Raw genomic sequence first — 19,131 nt, 5'->3', positions numbered from 1 at the left:
GACTACCGACCGTGCGATCGGGGCAGGAGAGTGAGGTCGGGGAGGGCGCCGGCGTCGGCGGCGCCCTCCCCGGCATCACCGGCTGGTCCGGCCCGAATGGCCGAACTTGGTCGTCGGCGGCGGTCTCCCTACGCCCTCGAACGGGCCGCCACGCCGAGCGGCACGCGCCGAGCGATCAGCGACCGAGCAGCCGAGGAAGAAGTGTGTGACCCGCCCGCACGGCGGCGTCGGCGGTGCCCTCCTCGGTGTACACACCGCCCGGGCCGTCCTCCCGGCTGTCGACCAGCAGGTAGGGCACCGGATCCGGGGTGTGGGTCTTGAGCTCGACGGGCGTGGCGTGGTCGGGCAGGAGCAGGAGGCGCCAGTCGCCCATGGCGTCGAGGCCGGCCACGAGGTCGGCGAGGATGCGCCGGTCCCAGTTCTCGAGGGCCTTGACCTTCTCCTCGTGATCGCCGGCGTGGCCGGCCTCGTCGGTGGCCTCGACGTGCACGATGAAGAGGTCGGCGCCGGCCTCGAGGCCGGCCAGGGCGGCGTCGCGCTTGCCCTCGTAATTCGTGTCGTACCAGCCGGTGGCACCCTCGACCTCGACGATGTCCATCTCGGTGAGCACGCCGAGGCCGCGCACCAGGTCGACCGCGGTGACGAGCCCGGCCTGCAGGCCATACGCGTCCCGGAACGGGGTCATGACCGGCTGGGGCCCCTGGCCCCACAACCACACCTGAGTGGCGGCGACCGGTGAGCCGTCGGCCTTGGCCGCGGCCAGCACCTCGCGGGAGGCGTCCATGACGGCCTGCAGCTTCGACGCCGCCGGGCCCGTGGGGAAGACCGCGGGCTTGTCAGAGAGGTCGTGGGGCGGGACGCACTCGGCGTCGGCCCAGTCCTTCGGGGCCACGACGATGTGGCGGTACTGCACGCCCGGGTGGAAGGTGATCTCGTCGGTGCCCAGGGCGTCCTGGAGGCGGGCCACGACCTCGGCGGCGTCCTCGGTGGACGGGTGGCCGCCGGCGAAGTCGACCATGGTGCCGTCGTCGCCGAGGGTGACCAGGTTGCAGCGGAACGCCACCTGGTCGGGGCGCAGGCGCAGCCCGAGGGCGGCGGCCTCGATGGGGGCACGGCCGGTGTGGAAGCGGGCCGGGTCGTACCCGAAGATCGACATGTTGCCGACGTCGCTGCCCGGCGGCATGCCGGCGGGGATCACCGCGGCCTGACCGACCTCACCGCGAGCGGCGAGGGCGTCGAGGGTGGGCGTGTGGGCGGCTTGGAGCGGCGTGCGACCGCCCAGGGCCGCCACCGGCTCGTCCGCGCACCCGTCGGGCACGCAAACCACGTACTTCACGGGACCAGCCTTAGGGCCGGGAGCGACGCCTTCATCACGCCATCTTGCCCGCTGGCCGCCCCGTCGCCTCCACGCTGGCGCCCCTCAGCCGAGGACGGCGGCGCCGAAGAGGTGGTCGCGCACCGCGTCGAGGTCGTTGGGCAGCGTGTCGAAGTGCTCGGGGCGCTCGAAGAGGTCGCTCAGGTGGTCGGGCAGCGCCGGCCGGATGCCGGTGGCCTGCTCGACCGCGTCGGGGAACTTGGCGGGGTGGGCGGTGGCGAGCGCCACCATCGGCACCGACACGTCCCGCCGGCACGCCCGCGCCGCCCCAACCCCGACCGCGGTGTGCGGGTCGATGAGGACGTCGTCCCGCTCGTACTCGGCCTCGATGACGGCCCGCGTCTCGTCGTCGTCGAAGCGGGCGCCGGCGAACACCTCGGCCACCTGGGCCAGGCGCTCGGTGCCGATGGTCACCGAGCCGTCCGCCCGGAAGGCGTCCATCAGCTCGGCCACGCCGGCGCCGTCGCGCCCGTAGAGCTCGAAGAGCAGGCGCTCGAGGTTGCTCGACACCTGGATGTCCATGCTCGGGCTGATGCTCGGCTCGACGTCGCGCATCTCGAGGTCGCCGGACCCGAGGAAGCGGAAGAGGATGTCGTTGCGGTTGCTGCCGATCACGAGCTGCGGGATGGGCACGCCCATGCGCCGGGCGGCGTAGCCGGCGAAGACGTTGCCGAAGTTGCCCGTGGGCACCGCGAACGAGACCGGGGTGCCGTGGCCCACCCGGGCCGCGGCACGCACGTAGTACACGATCTGGGCCATCACCCGGGCCCAGTTGATGGAGTTGACCGCCGAGAGGCGCAGCTTCTCGCGCGTCGGGGCGTCGTTGAACAGGGCCTTCACGAGGTCCTGGCAGTCGTCGAAGGTGCCCTCGATGGCGATGTTGTGCACGTTCGGCGAGTCGACTGTGGTCATCTGGCGGCGCTGCACCTCGGACACCCGCCCGGCCGGGTGGAGGATGAAGATCTCGATGCCGTCGCGGTCGCGGCAGGCCTCGATGGCGGCCGAGCCGGTGTCGCCCGAGGTGGCGCCCACGATGGTGACCCGCTCGCCCCGGCGGGCCAGCTCGTGGTCGAACAGGCGCCCCACGAGCTGGAGGGCCACGTCCTTGAAGGCCAGCGTCGGGCCGTGGAACAGCTCGAGCAGCCACAGTCCGTCGTGGAGGCGGTAGAGGGGGGTGACCTCGGGGTCGTCGAAGGTGGCGTAGGAGTCGGCGACCAGGGCGGCGAACTCGTCCCGGTCGTACTCACCCTCGACGAAGGGCCACATCACCTCGACGGCCACGTCGGCGTACGAGCGATCGGCGAGGGCGGCGACGCCGTGAGGCAACTTGGGCCACGAGTCCGGCACGTAGAGGCCGCCGTCGGTGGCCAGGCCGGCGAGGAGGGTGTCGGTGAAGCGCAGGACGGGCGCGGCCCCTCTGGTACTGACGTAGCGCACGACCCCGGCCCTCAGTGGTCCCCGACGACGCGCAGCATGCTGCCGACGCGGCCGACGACGTCGAGGTCCTTCAGGTCGGCGACGGTGGCGGCCACGTCCCGCTCGAAGGCCTCGTGGGTGATGAAGATGAGGCGGGCCTCGTCGCCCAGGCCCTCCTGCTCCATCGAGCGGATGGACACGCCGTGCTCGCCGAACACACCGGCAACCGTGGCCAGGACGCCGGGGCGGTCGAACACCTCGACGTTGAGGTAGTAGCCCGAGCGCACCTCGTCGATGGGACGGATGCGGGCGAGGCCGAGGCGGCCGATGTGGGCCGACGATCCCTTGCGGAGGTTCACGGCGGCGTCGATCAGGTCGCCCAGCACCGCGCTGGCCGTGGGGAAGCCGCCGGCACCGCGGCCGTAGAGCATCAGGTCGCCCACGGCGTCGCCCTCGATGAAGACCGCGTTGAAGCTGTCGCGCACCGATGCGAGCGGGTGGGCGACGGGGACCATGGCGGGGTGGACGCGCACGGCGATCTCGCCGTCGATCTCCTCGACGACCGCGAGGAGCTTGACCACGTAGCCCAGGTGCCGGGCGAAGGCGATGTCGGCGGCGGTGATGCCCGAGATGCCCTCGTGGTAGACGTCGCCGGCCACCACCCGGGCCCCGAAGGCGATCATCGCGATGATGGCGGCCTTGGCGCCGGCGTCGAAGCCCTCGACGTCCGCGGTGGGATCGCGCTCGGCGTAGCCGAGGCTCTGGGCCTCGGCGAGCGCCTCCTGGTAGGAGGCGCCGTCCTCGGTCATGCGGGTGAGGATGAAGTTGGTGGTGCCGTTGACGATGCCCATCACCCGGGTGATGCGCTCACCGGCCAGCGACTCGCGGAGCGGGCGGATGAGCGGGATCGCGCCGGCCACGGCGGCCTCGAAGAGGATGTCCACGCCGGCCGCGTCGGCGGCGTCGAAGATCTCCGCGCCCATGCTGGCCAGCAGCTCCTTGTTGGCGCTGATGACCGGCTTGCCCGCCTTCAAGGCGTCGAGGGTGAGGGTGCGGGCGGGCTCGATGCCCCCGATGACCTCGACGATGATGTCGACGTCGGGGTCGTCCACCAGGGCACCGGCGTCGTGGGTGACGACGCCGTCGGCGAGCTCGACCGGGCGGGCCTTGGCCACGTTGCGGACGGCGACCCGGGTGACCTCGAGGCGCAGCCCGGTGCGGGCGACGATCTCGTCACCACGGTCCTCGATGAGCTGGATGAGGGCGGCGCCGACGTTGCCGCAGCCGAGCACGCCGACCCGGATCTTGGTCTCGATCATGCTGTCCGCTCCTGGCGGCCTCGCCGCCGGGCCGCTCGGGCCACCGCTTCGCTCACGGGCGTCACGCTACTGGCTGGCCCCCGGGGATCCCGCAGCGGTTCCGTGGCTGGCGACGGGCAGGCGCGGGCGACGCGAGCCCCGTCGACCAGCGGTCCGGCATCCGACCGACGGTCCGGCATCTGACGACCGCCGGCGCGAGGCGGCACGGCGGTCCCCAGCCCGACCGGGGGCGCGCTCCTACACTCGCCGCGATGGCTGAGGCGGTGGCGCCCCGGGTTCGCCGACCCCTGCGGTCGTGGCCCCGTCACGTCGCCACCCTCGCCCGGGACGGCCTCGTCGAGATCGGCCCGCCCCGGGTCGTGCTGTTCCTCGCCATGGCGGTGTTCGCCATCGTCTTCGGCCGTCTCGTGGTGCTGCGCCACGAGCGCTTCGGCACCTTCGACTTCGACCTCGGCATCTACGACCAGGCCGTCTGGCTGCTGGCCCACGGTCACGGCTTCGACACCGTCCGTGGCCTCGGCGTGTTCGGCAACCACGTCAACCTGGCCTTCTACCTGCTCGTGCCCTTCTATTGGCTGGGCGCCGGCCCCAACTTCCTCAATCTGGTGATGGTCGGGGCGGTCGCCCTGGCGGCGGTGCCCGTGTTCCGCCTCGGTCGTCACTGGCTCGCCGACGAGTGGCACGCGCTGGTGCCGGCGCTCGCCTTCCTCCTCCACTTCACCAACCAGTGGATGGTGCAGGAGACGTTCCACGCCGAGGTGGTCGCCCTCTTTCCGTTCTTCATGGGCTTCCTCGCCGCCACCGAGAAGCGCTGGCGGGCCTACGCGGCCTGGATGGTCTTCGCGGTGGCGTGGAAGGAGGACATCGCCCTCGCCGCGGTCATGGTGGGCCTGCTGTTCGCCTGGCGGGGGCAGCGGGGCGACGACCGCACCATGCGCCGGGCCGGCATCGCGACCGTCGTGGCCGGGCTCGGGTGGTTCGCGCTCTGCACGCGGCTGATCATCCCGGCCTTCAGCCCGGGCGGCGTGTTCTACGAAGACTTCTTCGGGACCCTCGGCAACTCACCCTGGGCGCTGGCCGACACCGCGGTCACCAACCCCACCGCGGTCACCCGCCAACTCGAGGACGCGAACGCGCTGGGCTACGTGCGGGACCTCCTCGCCCCCTACGGCTTCACGCCGCTGCTCGCCCCGGGGGTGCTGCTCATCGGGGCCCCGCAGGCGCTGGTCAACCTGCTCTCGGCCAACAGCTTCACGTGGAGCCTGCGCTTCCACTACGCGGCGATGCCCGTCGCCGGGGCCACTCTCGCAATGGTCGAGGGCATCGGCCGGCGCCGCTCGCTGGCGGTGCGGCGGTTCCTGCTCGGGCTGGTGGCGGCGTGCGCGCTGGCCACGACGGCGGCCTGGGGCATCTCGCCGATGTCCACCTACTACCGCGAGGGGTTCTGGCCCCTGACGCCCAACGAGCGGGCCGACGAGCTGCAACGGGCGGTCAACACCCCGCCCGACGACGCCTCGGTGGCGGCGACCTACCTGCTGGTCCCCCACCTCACCCACCGTCGCAACATCTACTCGTTCCCGAACCCCTGGCAGGAGCAGAACTGGGGGGTCGCCAGCGAGAACCAGCACGACCCCGACACCGTGGACTGGCTGGTCGTCGACCGCCTCAGCCTCAGCCCCGAGCTCGACGACCTGCTCCAGGAGATCCTCGACACCGAGGACTGGGTCGTGGTCGAGGCGCAGGGCGACCTCCTCGTCGCCCACCGCGCCGGCGCCGCCACCCGCTGAGCGCCGCTTCTGGTAGCGACCCTGCAACACCCACGTCGCCGGCGACACACCAGAACGAGCACGGCCCGCTTCTGGTAGCGACCCTGCAACACCCACGTCGCCGGCGACACACCAGAACGAACCAGGCTTGCTTCTGGTATCGACCCTGCAACACCCACGTCGCCGGCGACACACCAGAACGAGCGGGGTCAGAGGTCGGCGCGGAGGAGGTCCTCGTAGGTCTCGCGGCGGACGACCAGGCGGGCCTCGCCGCCGCGGCAGAACACCACCGGCGGGCGGGGCAGCTTGTTGTAGTTCGAGCCCATGGAGTGGCCGTAGGCGCCGGTGACCGGGGTGGCGAGGACGTCGCCGACGGCGAGGTCGTCGGGCACGGCGCCGTCACGCACGAGCAGGTCACCCGACTCGCAGTGCTTGCCCACGACGGTGACGGTGCGGAGGCGCTCGGCGAGGGTGGCGCGGGGCAGGAAGGTCTCGTAGCCACTGCCGTAGAGCGCCGGCCGCGGGTTGTCGATCATGCCGCCGTCCACCGCCACGTAGGTGCGGATGCCGGGCACCTCCTTGATGGTGCCCACCCGGTAGAGGGTGATCGCCGCCTGCGCCGTGATGGCCCGGCCCGGCTCGGCGACGGGGCGGGCCTCGATGCCCACCTCGGCGCACGCCTGGTGCACCGCGGTGGCCCAGTCGGAGATGGTCGGCGCCGCCTCTCCCACGACGTAGGCCACGCCGAGGCCGCCGCCGATGGACAGCTCGGGCAGGCCGAGGGGGGTGACGAAGGGCGCGAGCACCTCGATGGCCTCGGCGAAGAAGTCGGCCACGAACACCTGGCTGCCGATGTGGGCGTGGACGCCGACGAGGTCCATGGCGTCGGAGCCCGAGGCCCGGATCACGGCGGCGGCGGCGTCGCCCGAGGCCAGGCCGAAACCGAACTTCGAGTCCTGCTGGCCCGTGCGCACGTACTCGTGGGTGTGGGCCTCGACGCCCGGGGTCACCCGCACGAGCACCTTCGGGACGGGGGCGCCGGCGGCCACGAGGGCCTCGATGCGGTCCATCTCGTCGAACGAATCGACCACGATGCGGCCCACGCCGGCGTCGAGAGCTTGGCGCAGCTCGTCGCTCGACTTGTTGTTGCCGTGCAGCACGATGCGCTCGGCGGGGACGCCGGCCGCCAGCACCACGAACAGCTCGCCGCCGCTGGCGACGTCGATGTGCATGCCCTCCTCGTGGGCGAGGCGGGCCATGGCGGTGCAGAGGAAGGCCTTTGCCGCGTAGGCGACGCCGTCGCCGAAGGCGCTCACCGCCTCCCGGCAGCGGGCCCGGAGGTGGTCCTCGTCGTAGACGAACAGCGGGGTACCGAACTCCTCGGCCAGCTCGAGCACGTCGCACCCGCCGATGGACAGGCGCCCGGTGTCGTCGATGACGGCGTTGTCGGGCAGCAGCTCCCGCGGCAGCGCCGTCATCGCGACCGCCGGCCGGTCGAAGGCCCTCGTTCCGCCAGCACGAGCCTGTCGTGCACGACAGGCTCGTGCTGGCAGAACGGCAGGAGGGAGCCGTACGGGCGGGCCACGCCGTTCACATCGACTCCGGGGCGGAGACGCCGAGGAGGTCCAGGCCGATGGCCAGGCCCACGCCGGCGGCCTCGACCAGCCAGAGCCGGGCCTGGGTGAGCTCGGGCGACACGCCGTCGCCCATCACGTAGCAGTCGTGGTAGAAGCCGTGGAAGCGGCCGGCCAGCTCGCGCACCCAGGTGGCGATCTGGTGGGGCGCCCGGGCGTTGCCGGCGGTGGCCACGGTCTCGGGCAGCTCGGACAGGCTGCGCAACACGTCGAGCTCGCGCTCGTGGGTGAGCAGCGACAGGTCGGCGTCGGCCAGCGGCGCCCGCACGACGCCGCGCTCGGCGGCCACCCGGGCGATGGAGTGGATCCGGGCGTGTGCGTATTGCACGTAGAAGACGGGGTTCTCCATGGCCTGGCTGGCCACGACGTCGAGGTCGAAGGTCTGGCGGGTGTCCACGGACTGGAGCAGGAAGGTGAGGCGGGCGGCGTCGGGCCCGACCTCGTCGAGGACCTCCTCGAGGGTGATGAGGTCGCCCGAGCGCTTCGAGAGCCGCACCACCTCGCCGTCGCGCATGAGGTTGACCATCTGGGTGATGGGCACCTCGAAGCGGTCGGGGTCGTGTCCCAGGGCCTGGAGCGCCGCCCGCATCCGGGGCACGTAGCCGTGGTGGTCGGATCCCCACACGTCGATGAGCAGCTCGAACCCGCGGTCCAGCTTGTCCCGGTGGTAGGCGATGTCGGGCAGCAGGTACGTGTACTCGCCGTCGGACTTGATGAGGACCCGGTCCTTGTCGTCGCCGAAGTCGGTGCTGCGCAGCCAGGTGGCGCCGTCCTCGTCGAAGGCGACCCCCCGCTCGCGGAGGTCGGCGAGGGTGGTCTCGATGGCTCCCGACTCGACCATCGACTTCTCGCTGAACCACACGTCGAAGGTGACGTTCATGCGGTCGAGGGTGGCGCGCTGGTCGGCGATGGCCCGCTCCTCGCCCCACTCGACGGGGTCGACCCCGTCGGGCATCTCGGCGGCCCACTCCTTGATGTACTCGCCCTGGTAGCCGTCCTCGGGCGGCTCCTCGCCGGCCTTGCGGGCGGCCAGGGAGGCGCCGAAGAGCTCCATCTGGACGCCGCGGTCGTTGATGTAGAACTCGCGGTGGACGTCGTGGCCGCACCGCTCCAACAGCCGGGCCACGGAGTCGCCGTAGGCCGCGCCCCGCCCGTGGCCGGCGTGCACCGGGCCGGTCGGGTTGGCACTGACGAACTCGACGTTGACCTTCGCTCCGCCGCCGAGGTCGGGCCGGGCGTACCCGTCGGCGCCGGCGGTGACGACGTCGGTGAGGATCTCGTGCAGCCAGGTGTCGTGGAGGCGGAAGTTGACGAAGCCCGGGCCGGCGATCTCGACCGAGGCGACATGCGCTGGCGGGTTCGCCTCGAGCGCGGCGACGAGCTCGCCGGCCAGCTCGCGGGGATTGCGGCCCGCGGCTTTGGCCGTGGCCATCGCCACGTTGCTCGACCAGTCGCCGTGCTCGCGACGGGCGGGGCGCTCGAGGGAGATCCCCGAGGCCGGGGCCTCGACCCCGACCGCCGCCAGCGCTGTCCCCAGCGCCTCCGTCAACGCTTCCCGAATGCCGGCCACGAGACCATCAAACCCTGCCGGGGTCCGACGCGCCCAATGCGTTCCCGCTGGCTCCGGAATTTCTCTTCTGGCCGCGGATGCTCTGGCCTGACAACACGTCGCCGCGGCCAGAACGACGGCTCGGGTCCTCTGGCGAGCAACTGGGGTCCGGCGCTACCCGTTACCAGGCGATCTCGGCGCAGCCCTCATGGGTCTCGGGCTCGACCTGGAGGGTGGCGTGGTCGATGCCGTGCCCGGCCCGCAGCACGTCGCGGGCCTGGTCGAGCACGGCGTGGTGGTCGGCGTCGGCGGTGACCACGAGGTGCGCCGACACCACCTCCATGTCCGACGTGAGGGTCCAGGCGTGCAGGTCGTGGACCTCGACCACGCTGGGGACGCCGGCCAGATCGGCCTCGAGGGCGTCGAGGTCGAGCCCGGGGGGCGCCGCCTGCACCAGGATTCGCAGCGCCCGGCCGCCGAGGCTCCACGCCCGGGGCAGGATCCACAGGCCGATGGCCACACCGACGACGGCGTCGACCCACTCCCACCCGGTCACCTGGAGGATCACCGCGCCGGCGATGACGCCGACCGAGGCGACGGTGTCGGACAGGACCTCGAGGTAGGCCCCCTCGACGTTCAGGGACTCCTGGGCGCCGGAGCGCAGGAGGAAGAAGGCCACGAGGTTGGCGGCGAGGCCGAGCAGCGCCACCCAGAACATGAGGCCCACGCGCACCTCGGGCGGGTCGCCGATGCGGCTGATGGCCTCGTAGAGCACGTAGCCCGCGACCCCGAACAGCAGGACGGCGTTGGCCAGGGCGGCGAGGATCTCGAGGCGGTACAGCCCGAACGTGTGGTGACGGCGTTGCGAGCCGCTGCTCGCCAGTTGGATGGCGGCGAGGGCCATCCCCATGCCCAGCACATCGGTGAGCATGTGGCCGGCGTCGGAGAGCAGTGCCAAGGACTGGCTGGCGATGCCCGCCACCACCTCGACCACCATGAACACCGCGACGACGCAGAACGCGGCGAACAACCGCCCCTTGTGGCGCTCACCCGCACGGATGCCGCCGTGGGAGTGCCCGTGGTCGCCGCCGCCGTGCTCGTGGCCCATCTGGTCCCTTCCCGGTCGAGGGCACCTGCCGCCCTGCACCGTACCCACGCCCACCGGCGGCGGCGGCGGCGAAGCATGCGCCGCCGGCGGGCCCCGTTCTGCCAGCACCTCGCTGTTCTGGAGAACAGGCTCGTGCTGGCAGAAGGCGCGAGGTGGCGGTAGTGGAGTGGAAGGTCGGCCGTTCTGCCAGCACCCCCCTGTTCTGCAGGACACGCTCGTGCTGGCAGAACGTGGGGGGTGGAGGCGTAACGTCGGCGGGGTGGAGGTGACCACCGGCGGCGACGGCACCACCTTCACGAGCGCCGACGGGCGCATCGCCCTCGGGCCCTCGACGCCTTCGTTCGAGGTGCGGGGGGACCGGGCCGACGGCCAGGGGCTGGTCGTCGAGGTCGAAGCCACGGCGCTCAGCGACGAAGAGGGAGAGGCCGAGATCCGGGGCCGCCTCCGGAACCAGGGCAGCACCGCGGTGGCCGTCGAGCGCTTCACGCTCCTGCACACGTCCGGCCTTCGGGTGGGCGAGGACCCCCGCCGCTGGCGCATCTACCGCAACGGCTACCAGTCCTGGTCGGGCACGTGGACCATCGGCGTGGACGAGCGGGACCGCGACCTACCCACGGCCTTCGCCCGCACCGGCGCCACCGACGCCCGCCACCCCGCCCCGACGGACCGGGGCCACGTCCGCTCGGACGCCCTCTCGGCCATCAGCGACGCGACCAGCGGCGACGCCCTCGCCGTCGGCTTCACGACGCTGGCCGATGCCTTCGCCTTCGTCGAGGTGCGAGCGTCCGGCGGCGCCGACCCCGAGGTCTCCGCCTGGGTGGACCTCGACGGCACCGTCCTCGCCCCGGGAGCGGCCACGCCCTGGTTCACGCTCCGACTCGCGGCCGTGTCGGGCGAGCGGACCGCCGGCACCACCGCGCTGCGTCGGGTGGCCGAGGCCGCCGGCGACGCCATGCAGGCCCGCGGCACCGACCGGCCTCACCCCGGCGGGTGGTGCTCGTGGTACTTCTACTTCACGAAGGTCACCGAGGCGGACGTGGTCGACAACCTCGCCGTGCTGGCCGCTGACGGGCGGGACGGACCCGCCTTCGGCTGCGAGTACGTCATGGTCGACGACGGCCACCAGGCCGCCATCGGCGACTGGCTCACCACCAACGACAAGTTCTCGAACGACATGGCCGAGGTGGCCCGGCGCATCGCCACCGAGGGGTTCGACGCCGGCATCTGGTGGGCGCCCTTCCTGGCCTCGGCCCGATCCCGGGTCGCCGCCGACCACCCCGAGTGGCTCGTGCGCGATGAACGCGGACGGCCCATCCTCGGCCTGCTCAACCCCGGCTGGGGCCTCACCACCCCGATGCGGGTGCTCGACACCACCCACCCGGAGGTGATCGACCACCTGACCCAGGTGGCCGCCACCATCGGCCAGGAGTGGGGCTACGCCATCCAGAAGCTCGACTTCCTCTACGCCGCCGCGCTGCCCGGCGTCCGCCACGACGCCGGCGCCACCCGGGCCCAGGCGCTGCGGCGGGGCCTGGAGGCGATCCGGGCCGGAGCGGGCGACGACTCCTTCCTGCTCGGCTGCGGCTGCCCGCTCGGCCCTGCCGTCGGCGTGGTGGACGCCATGCGCATCGGCGCCGACGTCACCCCATCGTGGACCAGCCTGCTGGGGCGGACGGTCGGGCGGAACCGCCACGGCCTGGCCACCTTCCACGCTCTGCTCAACACCCTCACCCGCTCGGTGCTCGACGGCGCCTGGTTCCTGAACGACCCCGACTGCCTCATGGTGCGGGACACCGACACGAAGCTGACCGAGGACGAGGTGCGCCTGCTCTGCACGGTCTTCGGCATGACCGACGGGATGCTCGTGCTCTCCGACCGCCTCGACCGCCTGTCCCCCGCCCGCCGCGCCATGGTGGCGCAGACCCGGGCCCTCGCCGGCGGCCGCCCCGAGGTGGTCGACCTCTTCGAGCGGGCACTCCCGGAGCTGGTGGTCAGCCGCCACCCCGACGGCCGGGTCGACGTCGGCCTGCTCAACCTCGACGACCGCCCCCGCTCCGGCGTCGTGGACCTGGCCCGGCTCGGCCTCGGCGACCTCGGACCGGCGCTCGCCGCCGGCGATGTCGCCCCCGCCCTCACCGAGTACTGGACTGGTCGGGCGGTCGAGGTGCGGGGCACGCTGGTGGACGTCGGCCCGCTCCCCCGCCACTCGGCCCGGGTGCTGCGCCTGGAGGCCTGATGCCGCCCGCAACCCCGAGCTCGCAGCGTTCCTTGGTGGGACACCCCGCACTCGGGGGTTCCCCACCGAGAAGTCCTGGCCGGTGGGCGGCGGTGGCCATCTTCGCCGTCCTGGGCGTCGTGGTCGTGCTGTTGGCCGTCGCCGCCGACCCGTCCGCGCCGACCGGCGAGCCCGTCACGGTCACCCTGAGCGCGGCGCCCGGCGGCTCGGCTCAGCCGACGCTCACGGTGACACCGTCGACGGACCTGGTCGATCACCAGGTGGTGACCGTCGAAGGGGAGGGCTTCGACCCGGCGGGATCGGTCAGTCTCTGGCAGTGCACCACGGACGATCGCAGCAGCTGCCATACGGCCGACTTCAGCGAGATCGACGACGACGGCTCGTTCACCCGGACCGTCGGTGTCGTGGCGGACGGGTGCCGCTTGGCGGAAGCGGCGTGCCGCCTCTCGGTGGAGGCCTGGGGTGAGGCCGACCAGGAGTACCACCAGCTCGACGGACGCGTGCCCCTGTCCTTCGATCCCGACGCCCCTCTCGTCGTGCCATCGGCCGTCACCGCGTCACCGCTGACCGGGCTCGCCGACGGCGACGTCATCCTCGTCAGCGCCGACGGTCGCCGGCCCGGTGACGGCTTCGACGCCGTCGTGTGCCCGTCACCGGAACCGATCACCGAGGAGTGCCTCGCCGTGTCGCAGACCGGCATCGCCGACCGGGTCGACGCCCAGGGTCGCCTGCGCGAGCCGTACCGAGCCACCGCCGTCCTCGAATCCGCGAACGGGCCCATCGACTGCCGCGTCGAGCGGTGCTACCTCCATGTCGACCCGAACGGGGACCCCACCACCTTCGCCCTCGCCTTCGATCCCGACGCACCGCTGGCGCCGCCGCCCACCGCGTACGCCCGACTGGTCGAGGGCGACACCCTCGAGGTCAACGGGGAGGGCTTCGTGCCCACCGAAGAGGTCTACGCCACCACCTGCATCAAGCGGGACGGCCCCAAGCAGTGCCTGATCCCCACCACCGTCCACGCCGCCGCCGACGAGGACGGGACGGTGTCGATCTCGTACGAGCCCGAGCCCTTCGACGGCTTCGCCGGCGTCGAGGACTGCCGAGGCGCCCAGTGCTTCGTCCAGGTGTGGGGATCGGCCCTCGGCGGCGAGGACGAGAGCATCCGCGCGCCCTTCGCCCTCGACCCCTGACGCCCGTTCCGGATCCGTCGCCGGGGGATCAGAGGCCGGGCGGGCGGTTGGTGAAGCGCCTCGTCGAGGGGGACCAGAACCAGCCGCCGCCCGCCTTGGTGCCGCCGTCGACCGGGATGTTGTGGCCGGTGACGAACCCGGACAGGTCCGAGGCGAGGAAGAGCGCCACCCGGGCCTGGTCGTCCGGGGCCCCGAGACGGCCGACCGGAGCCCACGCCTCCCACAACGGGTCGTCGGCCTCACCCATGGCGGCGTAGTCGACCTGGGCGGTCTGGGTGAGGTCGGGGCCGATGCCGTTGACCCGGACGCCGTAGCGGCCGACGGCGACGGCGAGGTCGGTGGTGAACGCCGCCACCGCCGCCTTCATGGCCCCGTAGACCGGGTCGCCCGGGTAGCCCCGCATGCCCTCCACCGAGTGGACGTTGACGATGGCGCCCGACCCGGCGGCGACCATCGGGTCGAGGAACGCCCGGGTCACGGCGAACACGTGCAGCAGGTTGACCTCGTACTGCGCCTGCCACGACTCCGGACCGGAGCGCGAGAAAGGCACGAACGGCCGGTAGTCGCCGACGTTGTTCACGAGGACGTCGACCCGACCGTGGTGGTCGAGCACGCCGGCAGCGAGCGCGGCGACCCCGTCGGCGGATCGCACGTCCACCACGTGGGCCCGGGCAACCCCACCGGCAGCTTCGATCTCGGCGACGACCGACGCCGCCGCGTCACCGTCGACCTCGGCGATCTCCACGGACGCACCGTGCTCGGCGACCAGCCGGGCGACGGCGGCGCCGATCCCGCCTCCCCCACCCGTGACGACCGCGACCTTGCCGTCGAGCAGCCGGTTCCCGTCCCCGATCGCTGGCGGACCGGCGTCGGGCGATGGCCCGTCCTTGGACTGCGCCCCGTTGTCGGCCTGCGCCCCGCCGCCGGATTGCGCCCCGTCCTTGGCCTGGGCCCCGTCGTCGGACTGCGACCCGCCTGTGGACTGCGTCATGCGGTGCCCGCGCCTCCGACTCGGTCGGTGTGGCGCCCTCGGCAGGACTCGAACCTGCGCACACGCCTCCGGAGGGCGATGCTCTATCCGCTGAGCTACGAGGGCAGGGGACCGACTCTACCGCGGGCGGGGCCCGGTCCCGAAGGCCGTTGACGGGCCGACCCGGTCAATCGCAGTCGATGCCCTCGGCGGCGGGATCGCCGGCGCTGTGCCCGATGGTGGTCGAGGTGGTGGAGCTCGACGTCGTGGTGGCCCCGGCCCCGCCCCCCGTGGCCGCCGCCGGCGGGCGGGCGGTCTGTTGGACGGTCGTGAAGTCGGGGCCCGTCACCAGGCTGACCTGGAAGGGGTCGAGGCTCTCGTCCTCGACGAGCACCCCGCCGGCGGTGAGGTGACGGGCGACGAGGTCGGCGGCCCGCTCCGAGCCCGGCGCGTAATGGACCTCCGTGGCCGCGACCGGCGTCATGTCGCCGCCGACGGCACCGGGGGTGAAGCCACTCGCCACCATGGCGTCCATCACGGACTGCGCCTGGCCGTCGACGCCCGAGCCGTTCACGACGTCGACGGTGACCATGGCCTCGGTGATCTCGTCGGGGTCCAGGCCCCGGAAGATGTTGAGCACGGGCTGCGAGGTGGCCTCGTCGAGGGTCAGCACCGCGGCGCCGCCGTCGGTGCGGTAGTCCTCGACCTCGAGGTTGTGACGGGAGATGTCCTCGCTGTTGGTGTCGGAGAAGGCCTTGGCCAGCGAGACCATGTCGTCGAAGGTGAACCCGGGGTCGACGCCCACGTTGTCGACCCCCACGTTGATGAGGCGGTTGAGTCGCGCAGGGTTGGCCAGCTCGAGGGAAACGGCCTCGTCGATGGCGTTGACCACGAGGAGCTGCTGGCGGTTCATGCGGCCGAGGTCGCCCGTGGGGTCGGAGTCCCACTCGCCCGTCTCGGGGTCGTAGTACTGGAGGTGACGGGCCCGGGCGTAGGCGAGGGCCTGGTCCGGGTTGAGGGTGACGCACCCCTCGCCCTTGATGTCGAGGCCCGAGTTGGTGTCGCGCCACGCGGTGTCGAAGTAGGTGGGGACGCCGTCGATGGCCGCGACCAGCTCCTTGAAGCCGGTGAAGTCCACCTCGAGGTAGTGGTTGATGTCGATGCCGAGATTGGCCTCGATGGTCTCGATGAGCTGCTGGCGCCCCCCGGCGTACGCCTCGTTGATGCGGTGGTGCTCGTCGGGATCGCCGCCGGGGATGGTCACCCAGAGGTCGCGGGGCACCGACAGGAGGTCGACGTGCTGGCTCGACGGGTCGATGCGGGCGACCATCATCGAGTCCGACCGCTCGCCGCCCGACTCACCGTTGAGGAAGATGTCCGCGTCGGCCGAGTCGGGATCGATGGCGTCGCGGCTGTCCGACCCGACGATGAGGAAGTTCTCGGGCTCGCCCGAAGCGGCCTGGACGAGCTCGATCTCGTAGTGCTCGACCTGGTCGAACTTCCACTTGCCGTAGGCGAGGCCGGTGGCCGTGAGCGCGCACGAGAAGGCCACCAGGACGCCTGTGCCGATCACGATGCGCTGGGGCCATGTGCGGCGAGGCTTGCCGGCGCGGGCCGAGCGTCGGGCGGACATGACCGGGCCACTGTAACAATCCGTCATGGAACCGCAATGTCACCCGCCAGGCGGGAGCGGGGAGGTGAGCGGGGCGCAGGCGGCGCGCTCAGGCGTCCTCGACCGCGGCGTCGACGCCGGCGACGAGGCGCTCGAGCAGGTCGGCCAGGGTGGAGAGCTCCTCGGGCTCGAAGCCCACGAGCACCCGCTCGAAGAGCTGGCGCCGACGCTCGCCCATGACCGCGTGGAGCTGCTCGCCCTCGGGACTCAGCCGCACCCGCACCCCCCTGGCGTCGTCGGGATCGGGGACCCGCTCGACCAGGCCGGCGTCCGCGAGACGGGCCACGGTGCGGGTGGCGGTGGAGGCGTCCACCCGCAGGGCGTCGGCGAGGTCGCGCATGCGCGAGGGGCCGTGCTGGACGAGCAGATCGAGCGCGTCGACCTGTCCGATCTCGACATCCGGGCCGTAGAGGAGCTCCCGGAAGCGCATCATCGACGCCCCCCGCCGCAGCTCCCGCCACGCCACGCCGATGCGTTGCCCGTCGCCCACGACCGCGGTGTCGATTGGTTCTGCGCCCATGAACTTGTATGCTACAACAAATCTCCTTGCGCACTACAAGTACCTCCGCATCCAGTCTCCCCCGACCCTGACCGCCGAGCACCGGGACGCCCGCCGACGCCGATGAGCACCTCCCCCGCACCGATCGCCACCAGCCAGCACCTGACCCACCGCCAGATCCTGCTGGTGTTCAGCGGCCTGATGAGCGGCGTGCTCCTCGCCGCCCTCGACCAGACCATCGTGTCCACCGCCCTGCCCACCATCGTGGGCGAGCTGGGCGGCGTCGACCACCTGTCCTGGGTGGTCACGTCGTACCTGCTCACCAGCACCGCCAGCACACCCCTGTACGGCAAGCTCTCGGACCTCTACGGCCGCAAGCAGATGTTCCAGGCCGCCATCGTGATCTTCCTGATCGGCTCGGTGCTCTCGGGCCTCTCGCAGGACATGTTCCAGCTGGTGCTGTTCCGGGGCATCCAGGGCATCGGCGCCGGCGGCCTCATGGCCATGGCCTTCGCCATCATCGGCGACATCATCCCGCCGCGCGAACGGGGCCGGTACACGGGCTACCTGGGCTCGGTGTTCGCCGTGGCCAGCGTGGCCGGGCCGCTCATCGGCGGCCTCTTCGTCGACCACCTCTCGTGGCGCTGGGTCTTCTACATCAACATCCCCATCGGGGGCGCCGCCCTCGTGATCACCTCGAAGGTGCTCGACCTCCCCTTCGTGGTGCGCCGCCACCGCATCGACTACGAAGGCGCCGCTCTGCTCGTGGCCGGCGTCACCAGCCTCCTGCTCGCCCTGGTGTGGAGCGGCAACGAATACGCCTGGGGCTCGCCCACCATCGTGGGCCTGCTCGGCGCCGGCCTGCTGCTGCTCACCGGCTTCGTCTTCTGGGAGGGCCGGGCCACCGAACCCATCCTGCCGCTGCGCCTGTTCCGCAAGCCCGTGTTCCGCATGAGCGTGATCCTCAGCTTCCTCGTCGGCGTCGGCATGTTCGGCGGGATCATCTTCCTGCCGCTGTTCCTCCAGGTGGTCAACGGGGCCTCGGCCACCAACTCCGGCCTCCTCACCCTCCCGATGATGATCGGCATCATGACCACGTCCATCGGGTCAGGTCGCCTCATCACCCGCACCGGCCGTTACAAGATCTTCCCGGTGGTCGGCTTCGCGGTGGCGAGCATCGGCATGTGGATGCTGAGCCGCATGGACGTGGACACCACCTGGCCCTACAGCTCGCTGTCGATGTTCGTCTTCGGCCTGGGCATCGGCCTCATCTCGCAGGTGCTGATCCTCGCGATGCAGAACGAGGCCGATCCCGCCGACCTGGGCACCACCACCTCGTCGGCCACGTTCTTCCGCCAGATCGGGGGCTCGTTCGGGGTCGCCATCTTCGGCGCCGTGCTCACGGCCAGCATCACCCGCGAGCTGCCCCGCCTGCTCCCCGAAGGCACGCCGACGTCCGGAGGCAGCACCACGTCGCTGCTGAACAGCCCCGAGGCCATCCGGGCCCTCCCGGCCGGCGTCCGCGACGCGGTCGTCGAGGCCCTCACCCTCGCCATCCACAACGTGTTCCTGCTGGCGATGGTCGTGCTCCTCGTGGGCTTCGTGGTCGTGTTCCGCCTGAAGGAACTCCCGCTCCGAGAGGACGCCGCGGTGGGCAACACCCTCGAAGGCGCCGGCGAAGCGGACACCGCCACCGAACCCCGCACGGGCACGGACCCCTCCGGCGCCACGCCGGCGCTCGCCCCCGAGCCCCTCTGACCGGCCGCGGTCAGGGGCGCGCCACCGGTTCGCGCCACAGCAGCCAGATCGGCGGGGCACCCTCCAGGTCGATGCGCCGGGTCTCCTCGAAGCCGAAACGGGCGTAGAAGGCGAGGTTCTCCTCCTTCTGGGTCTCCAGGTAGGCGGGCTGACCCTCCTCGTCGCAACGCGCCAACACTGGCTCGACGAGGGCATGGCCCACGCCCTGGCGCTGGAAGCGGGGGTCCACGCCCAGGAGGGCCAGGTACCAGTGGGGCTCCCGGGGATGGCGCTTGTCGACCGCACCCAGGAGGCGCAGGGCGCGCGCCCGGTTGCGTCCCCGGGCGAAGGCCCCGAGGGCCCCGGCGGCGATGCGCAGATCGCGTCCGGTGGACCGCGGCATCTCGCCGGGCGCGACCCACGACGCACTGCCGGCCACGCCCCGGCCGGTGCGGGCCACCCACACCTCGCCATGGTGCTGGGCGTCGGCGATGACGGGGCGCAGCATGTGCGGCGCGAAGCGGTGGTGGTGGGTGTGGTCGCGGGCGAAGTACCCGAAGAGGGGGTCGGGCCAGAAGGCGCGGGCCGTCGCCACCACCACCTCGTCCAGCTCGGCGAGCTGGAGGCGTTCCACCTCGACCGACGGGGTCACGGCGC

General features: G+C 72.2%; 14 protein-coding genes and 1 tRNA gene. 4 read left to right on the top strand and 11 right to left on the bottom strand.

What is annotated here, in order from left to right; all coding sequences use genetic code 11:
- Window positions 1–175: 175 nt before the first annotated feature.
- The 3 genes from JNK12_22420 to JNK12_22410 all read right to left on the bottom strand — a co-directional run bounded on the left by JNK12_22420 (window position 176) and on the right by JNK12_22410 (window position 4,110).
- Window positions 176–1,336 carry a cofactor-independent phosphoglycerate mutase gene (locus tag JNK12_22420; GenBank protein MBL8778701.1) on the bottom strand — a complete coding sequence of 387 codons (1,161 nt, stop codon included), beginning with the start codon at window positions 1,334–1,336 and terminating at the stop codon, window positions 176–178.
- An 84-nt stretch (window positions 1,337–1,420) separates the two neighbouring features.
- A complete protein-coding gene (locus tag JNK12_22415; GenBank protein MBL8778700.1) occupies window positions 1,421–2,812 on the bottom strand; it encodes a threonine synthase in 1,392 nt (463 codons plus the stop codon).
- 11 nt (window positions 2,813–2,823) lie between these two features.
- The gene (locus JNK12_22410; GenBank protein ID MBL8778699.1) at window positions 2,824–4,110 is read right to left on the bottom strand and encodes a homoserine dehydrogenase; all 1,287 of its coding nucleotides are present in this window, start codon (window positions 4,108–4,110) and stop codon (window positions 2,824–2,826) included.
- A gap of 251 nt (window positions 4,111–4,361) precedes the next feature.
- Here JNK12_22410 and JNK12_22405 point away from each other — a divergent pair, with 251 nt between their 5' ends.
- Window positions 4,362–5,897, top strand: coding sequence for a DUF2079 domain-containing protein (locus JNK12_22405; GenBank protein MBL8778698.1), 1,536 nt, complete (start codon window positions 4,362–4,364; stop codon window positions 5,895–5,897).
- A gap of 188 nt (window positions 5,898–6,085) precedes the next feature.
- Here the strand turns inward: JNK12_22405 and lysA are convergent, their stop codons facing one another.
- The 3 genes from lysA to JNK12_22390 all read right to left on the bottom strand — a co-directional run bounded on the left by lysA (window position 6,086) and on the right by JNK12_22390 (window position 10,167).
- Window positions 6,086–7,354, bottom strand: coding sequence for a diaminopimelate decarboxylase (gene lysA, locus JNK12_22400; protein ID MBL8778697.1), 1,269 nt, complete (start codon window positions 7,352–7,354; stop codon window positions 6,086–6,088).
- A gap of 112 nt (window positions 7,355–7,466) precedes the next feature.
- Window positions 7,467–9,080 carry an arginine--tRNA ligase gene (locus JNK12_22395; protein ID MBL8778696.1) on the bottom strand — a complete coding sequence of 538 codons (1,614 nt, stop codon included), beginning with the start codon at window positions 9,078–9,080 and terminating at the stop codon, window positions 7,467–7,469.
- A 160-nt stretch (window positions 9,081–9,240) separates the two neighbouring features.
- Window positions 9,241–10,167 carry a cation transporter gene (locus JNK12_22390; GenBank protein ID MBL8778695.1) on the bottom strand — a complete coding sequence of 309 codons (927 nt, stop codon included), beginning with the start codon at window positions 10,165–10,167 and terminating at the stop codon, window positions 9,241–9,243.
- Window positions 10,168–10,426: 259 nt separating this feature from the next.
- On the opposite strand from JNK12_22390, the gene JNK12_22385 reads away from it, so the two are divergent.
- Together JNK12_22385 and JNK12_22380 are read left to right on the top strand one after the other, a co-directional pair.
- Window positions 10,427–12,403 carry an alpha-galactosidase gene (locus JNK12_22385; GenBank protein ID MBL8778694.1) on the top strand — a complete coding sequence of 659 codons (1,977 nt, stop codon included), beginning with the start codon at window positions 10,427–10,429 and terminating at the stop codon, window positions 12,401–12,403.
- A 92-nt stretch (window positions 12,404–12,495) separates the two neighbouring features.
- Entirely contained in the window at window positions 12,496–13,596 is a 1,101-nt protein-coding gene (locus JNK12_22380) for a hypothetical protein (protein MBL8778693.1), read from the top strand.
- Window positions 13,597–13,624: 28 nt separating this feature from the next.
- Here the strand turns inward: JNK12_22380 and JNK12_22375 are convergent, their stop codons facing one another.
- The 4 genes from JNK12_22375 to JNK12_22360 form a co-directional block, all read right to left on the bottom strand.
- Window positions 13,625–14,587 (bottom strand): SDR family oxidoreductase, encoded by a 963-nt coding sequence (locus JNK12_22375; GenBank protein MBL8778692.1) that lies wholly within the window; start codon window positions 14,585–14,587, stop codon window positions 13,625–13,627.
- 30 nt (window positions 14,588–14,617) lie between these two features.
- Window positions 14,618–14,692 (bottom strand) — tRNA-Arg (locus JNK12_22370).
- Between the two features lie 61 nt (window positions 14,693–14,753).
- A complete protein-coding gene (locus tag JNK12_22365) occupies window positions 14,754–16,199 on the bottom strand; it encodes an LCP family protein (GenBank protein ID MBL8778691.1) in 1,446 nt (481 codons plus the stop codon).
- Window positions 16,200–16,287: 88 nt separating this feature from the next.
- A complete protein-coding gene (locus JNK12_22360) occupies window positions 16,288–16,758 on the bottom strand; it encodes a MarR family transcriptional regulator (protein MBL8778690.1) in 471 nt (156 codons plus the stop codon).
- 102 nt (window positions 16,759–16,860) lie between these two features.
- On the opposite strand from JNK12_22360, the gene JNK12_22355 reads away from it, so the two are divergent.
- Window positions 16,861–18,495 carry an MFS transporter gene (locus JNK12_22355; protein MBL8778689.1) on the top strand — a complete coding sequence of 545 codons (1,635 nt, stop codon included), beginning with the start codon at window positions 16,861–16,863 and terminating at the stop codon, window positions 18,493–18,495.
- Window positions 18,496–18,505: 10 nt separating this feature from the next.
- On the opposite strand, the gene JNK12_22350 is transcribed toward JNK12_22355, so the two are convergent.
- Window positions 18,506–19,126, bottom strand: coding sequence for a GNAT family N-acetyltransferase (locus JNK12_22350; GenBank protein ID MBL8778688.1), 621 nt, complete (start codon window positions 19,124–19,126; stop codon window positions 18,506–18,508).
- Between the last annotated feature and the right edge of the window lie 5 nt (window positions 19,127–19,131).

This window comes from Acidimicrobiales bacterium (assembly GCA_016794585.1).
In the GTDB taxonomy this organism is placed as follows: domain Bacteria; phylum Actinomycetota; class Acidimicrobiia; order Acidimicrobiales; family DATDAH01; genus JAEUJM01.
This window is presented reverse-complemented; position numbering and strand designations above follow the sequence as displayed.

What these genes read in the sequence shown, in the direction of transcription:
- JNK12_22410 (MBL8778699.1), bottom strand. Translation starts at nt 4,110, where the DNA reads ATGATCGAGACCAAGATCCGGGTCGGCGTGCTCGGCTGCGGCAACGTC.
- JNK12_22405 (MBL8778698.1), top strand. Translation starts at nt 4,362, where the DNA reads ATGGCTGAGGCGGTGGCGCCCCGGGTTCGCCGACCCCTGCGGTCGTGG.
- lysA (MBL8778697.1), bottom strand. Translation starts at nt 7,354, where the DNA reads ATGACGGCGCTGCCGCGGGAGCTGCTGCCCGACAACGCCGTCATCGAC.
- JNK12_22390 (MBL8778695.1), bottom strand. Translation starts at nt 10,167, where the DNA reads ATGGGCCACGAGCACGGCGGCGGCGACCACGGGCACTCCCACGGCGGC.
- JNK12_22375 (MBL8778692.1), bottom strand. Translation starts at nt 14,587, where the DNA reads ATGACGCAGTCCACAGGCGGGTCGCAGTCCGACGACGGGGCCCAGGCC.
- JNK12_22365 (MBL8778691.1), bottom strand. Translation starts at nt 16,199, where the DNA reads ATGTCCGCCCGACGCTCGGCCCGCGCCGGCAAGCCTCGCCGCACATGG.
- JNK12_22360 (MBL8778690.1), bottom strand. Translation starts at nt 16,758, where the DNA reads ATGGGCGCAGAACCAATCGACACCGCGGTCGTGGGCGACGGGCAACGC.
- JNK12_22355 (MBL8778689.1), top strand. Translation starts at nt 16,861, where the DNA reads ATGAGCACCTCCCCCGCACCGATCGCCACCAGCCAGCACCTGACCCAC.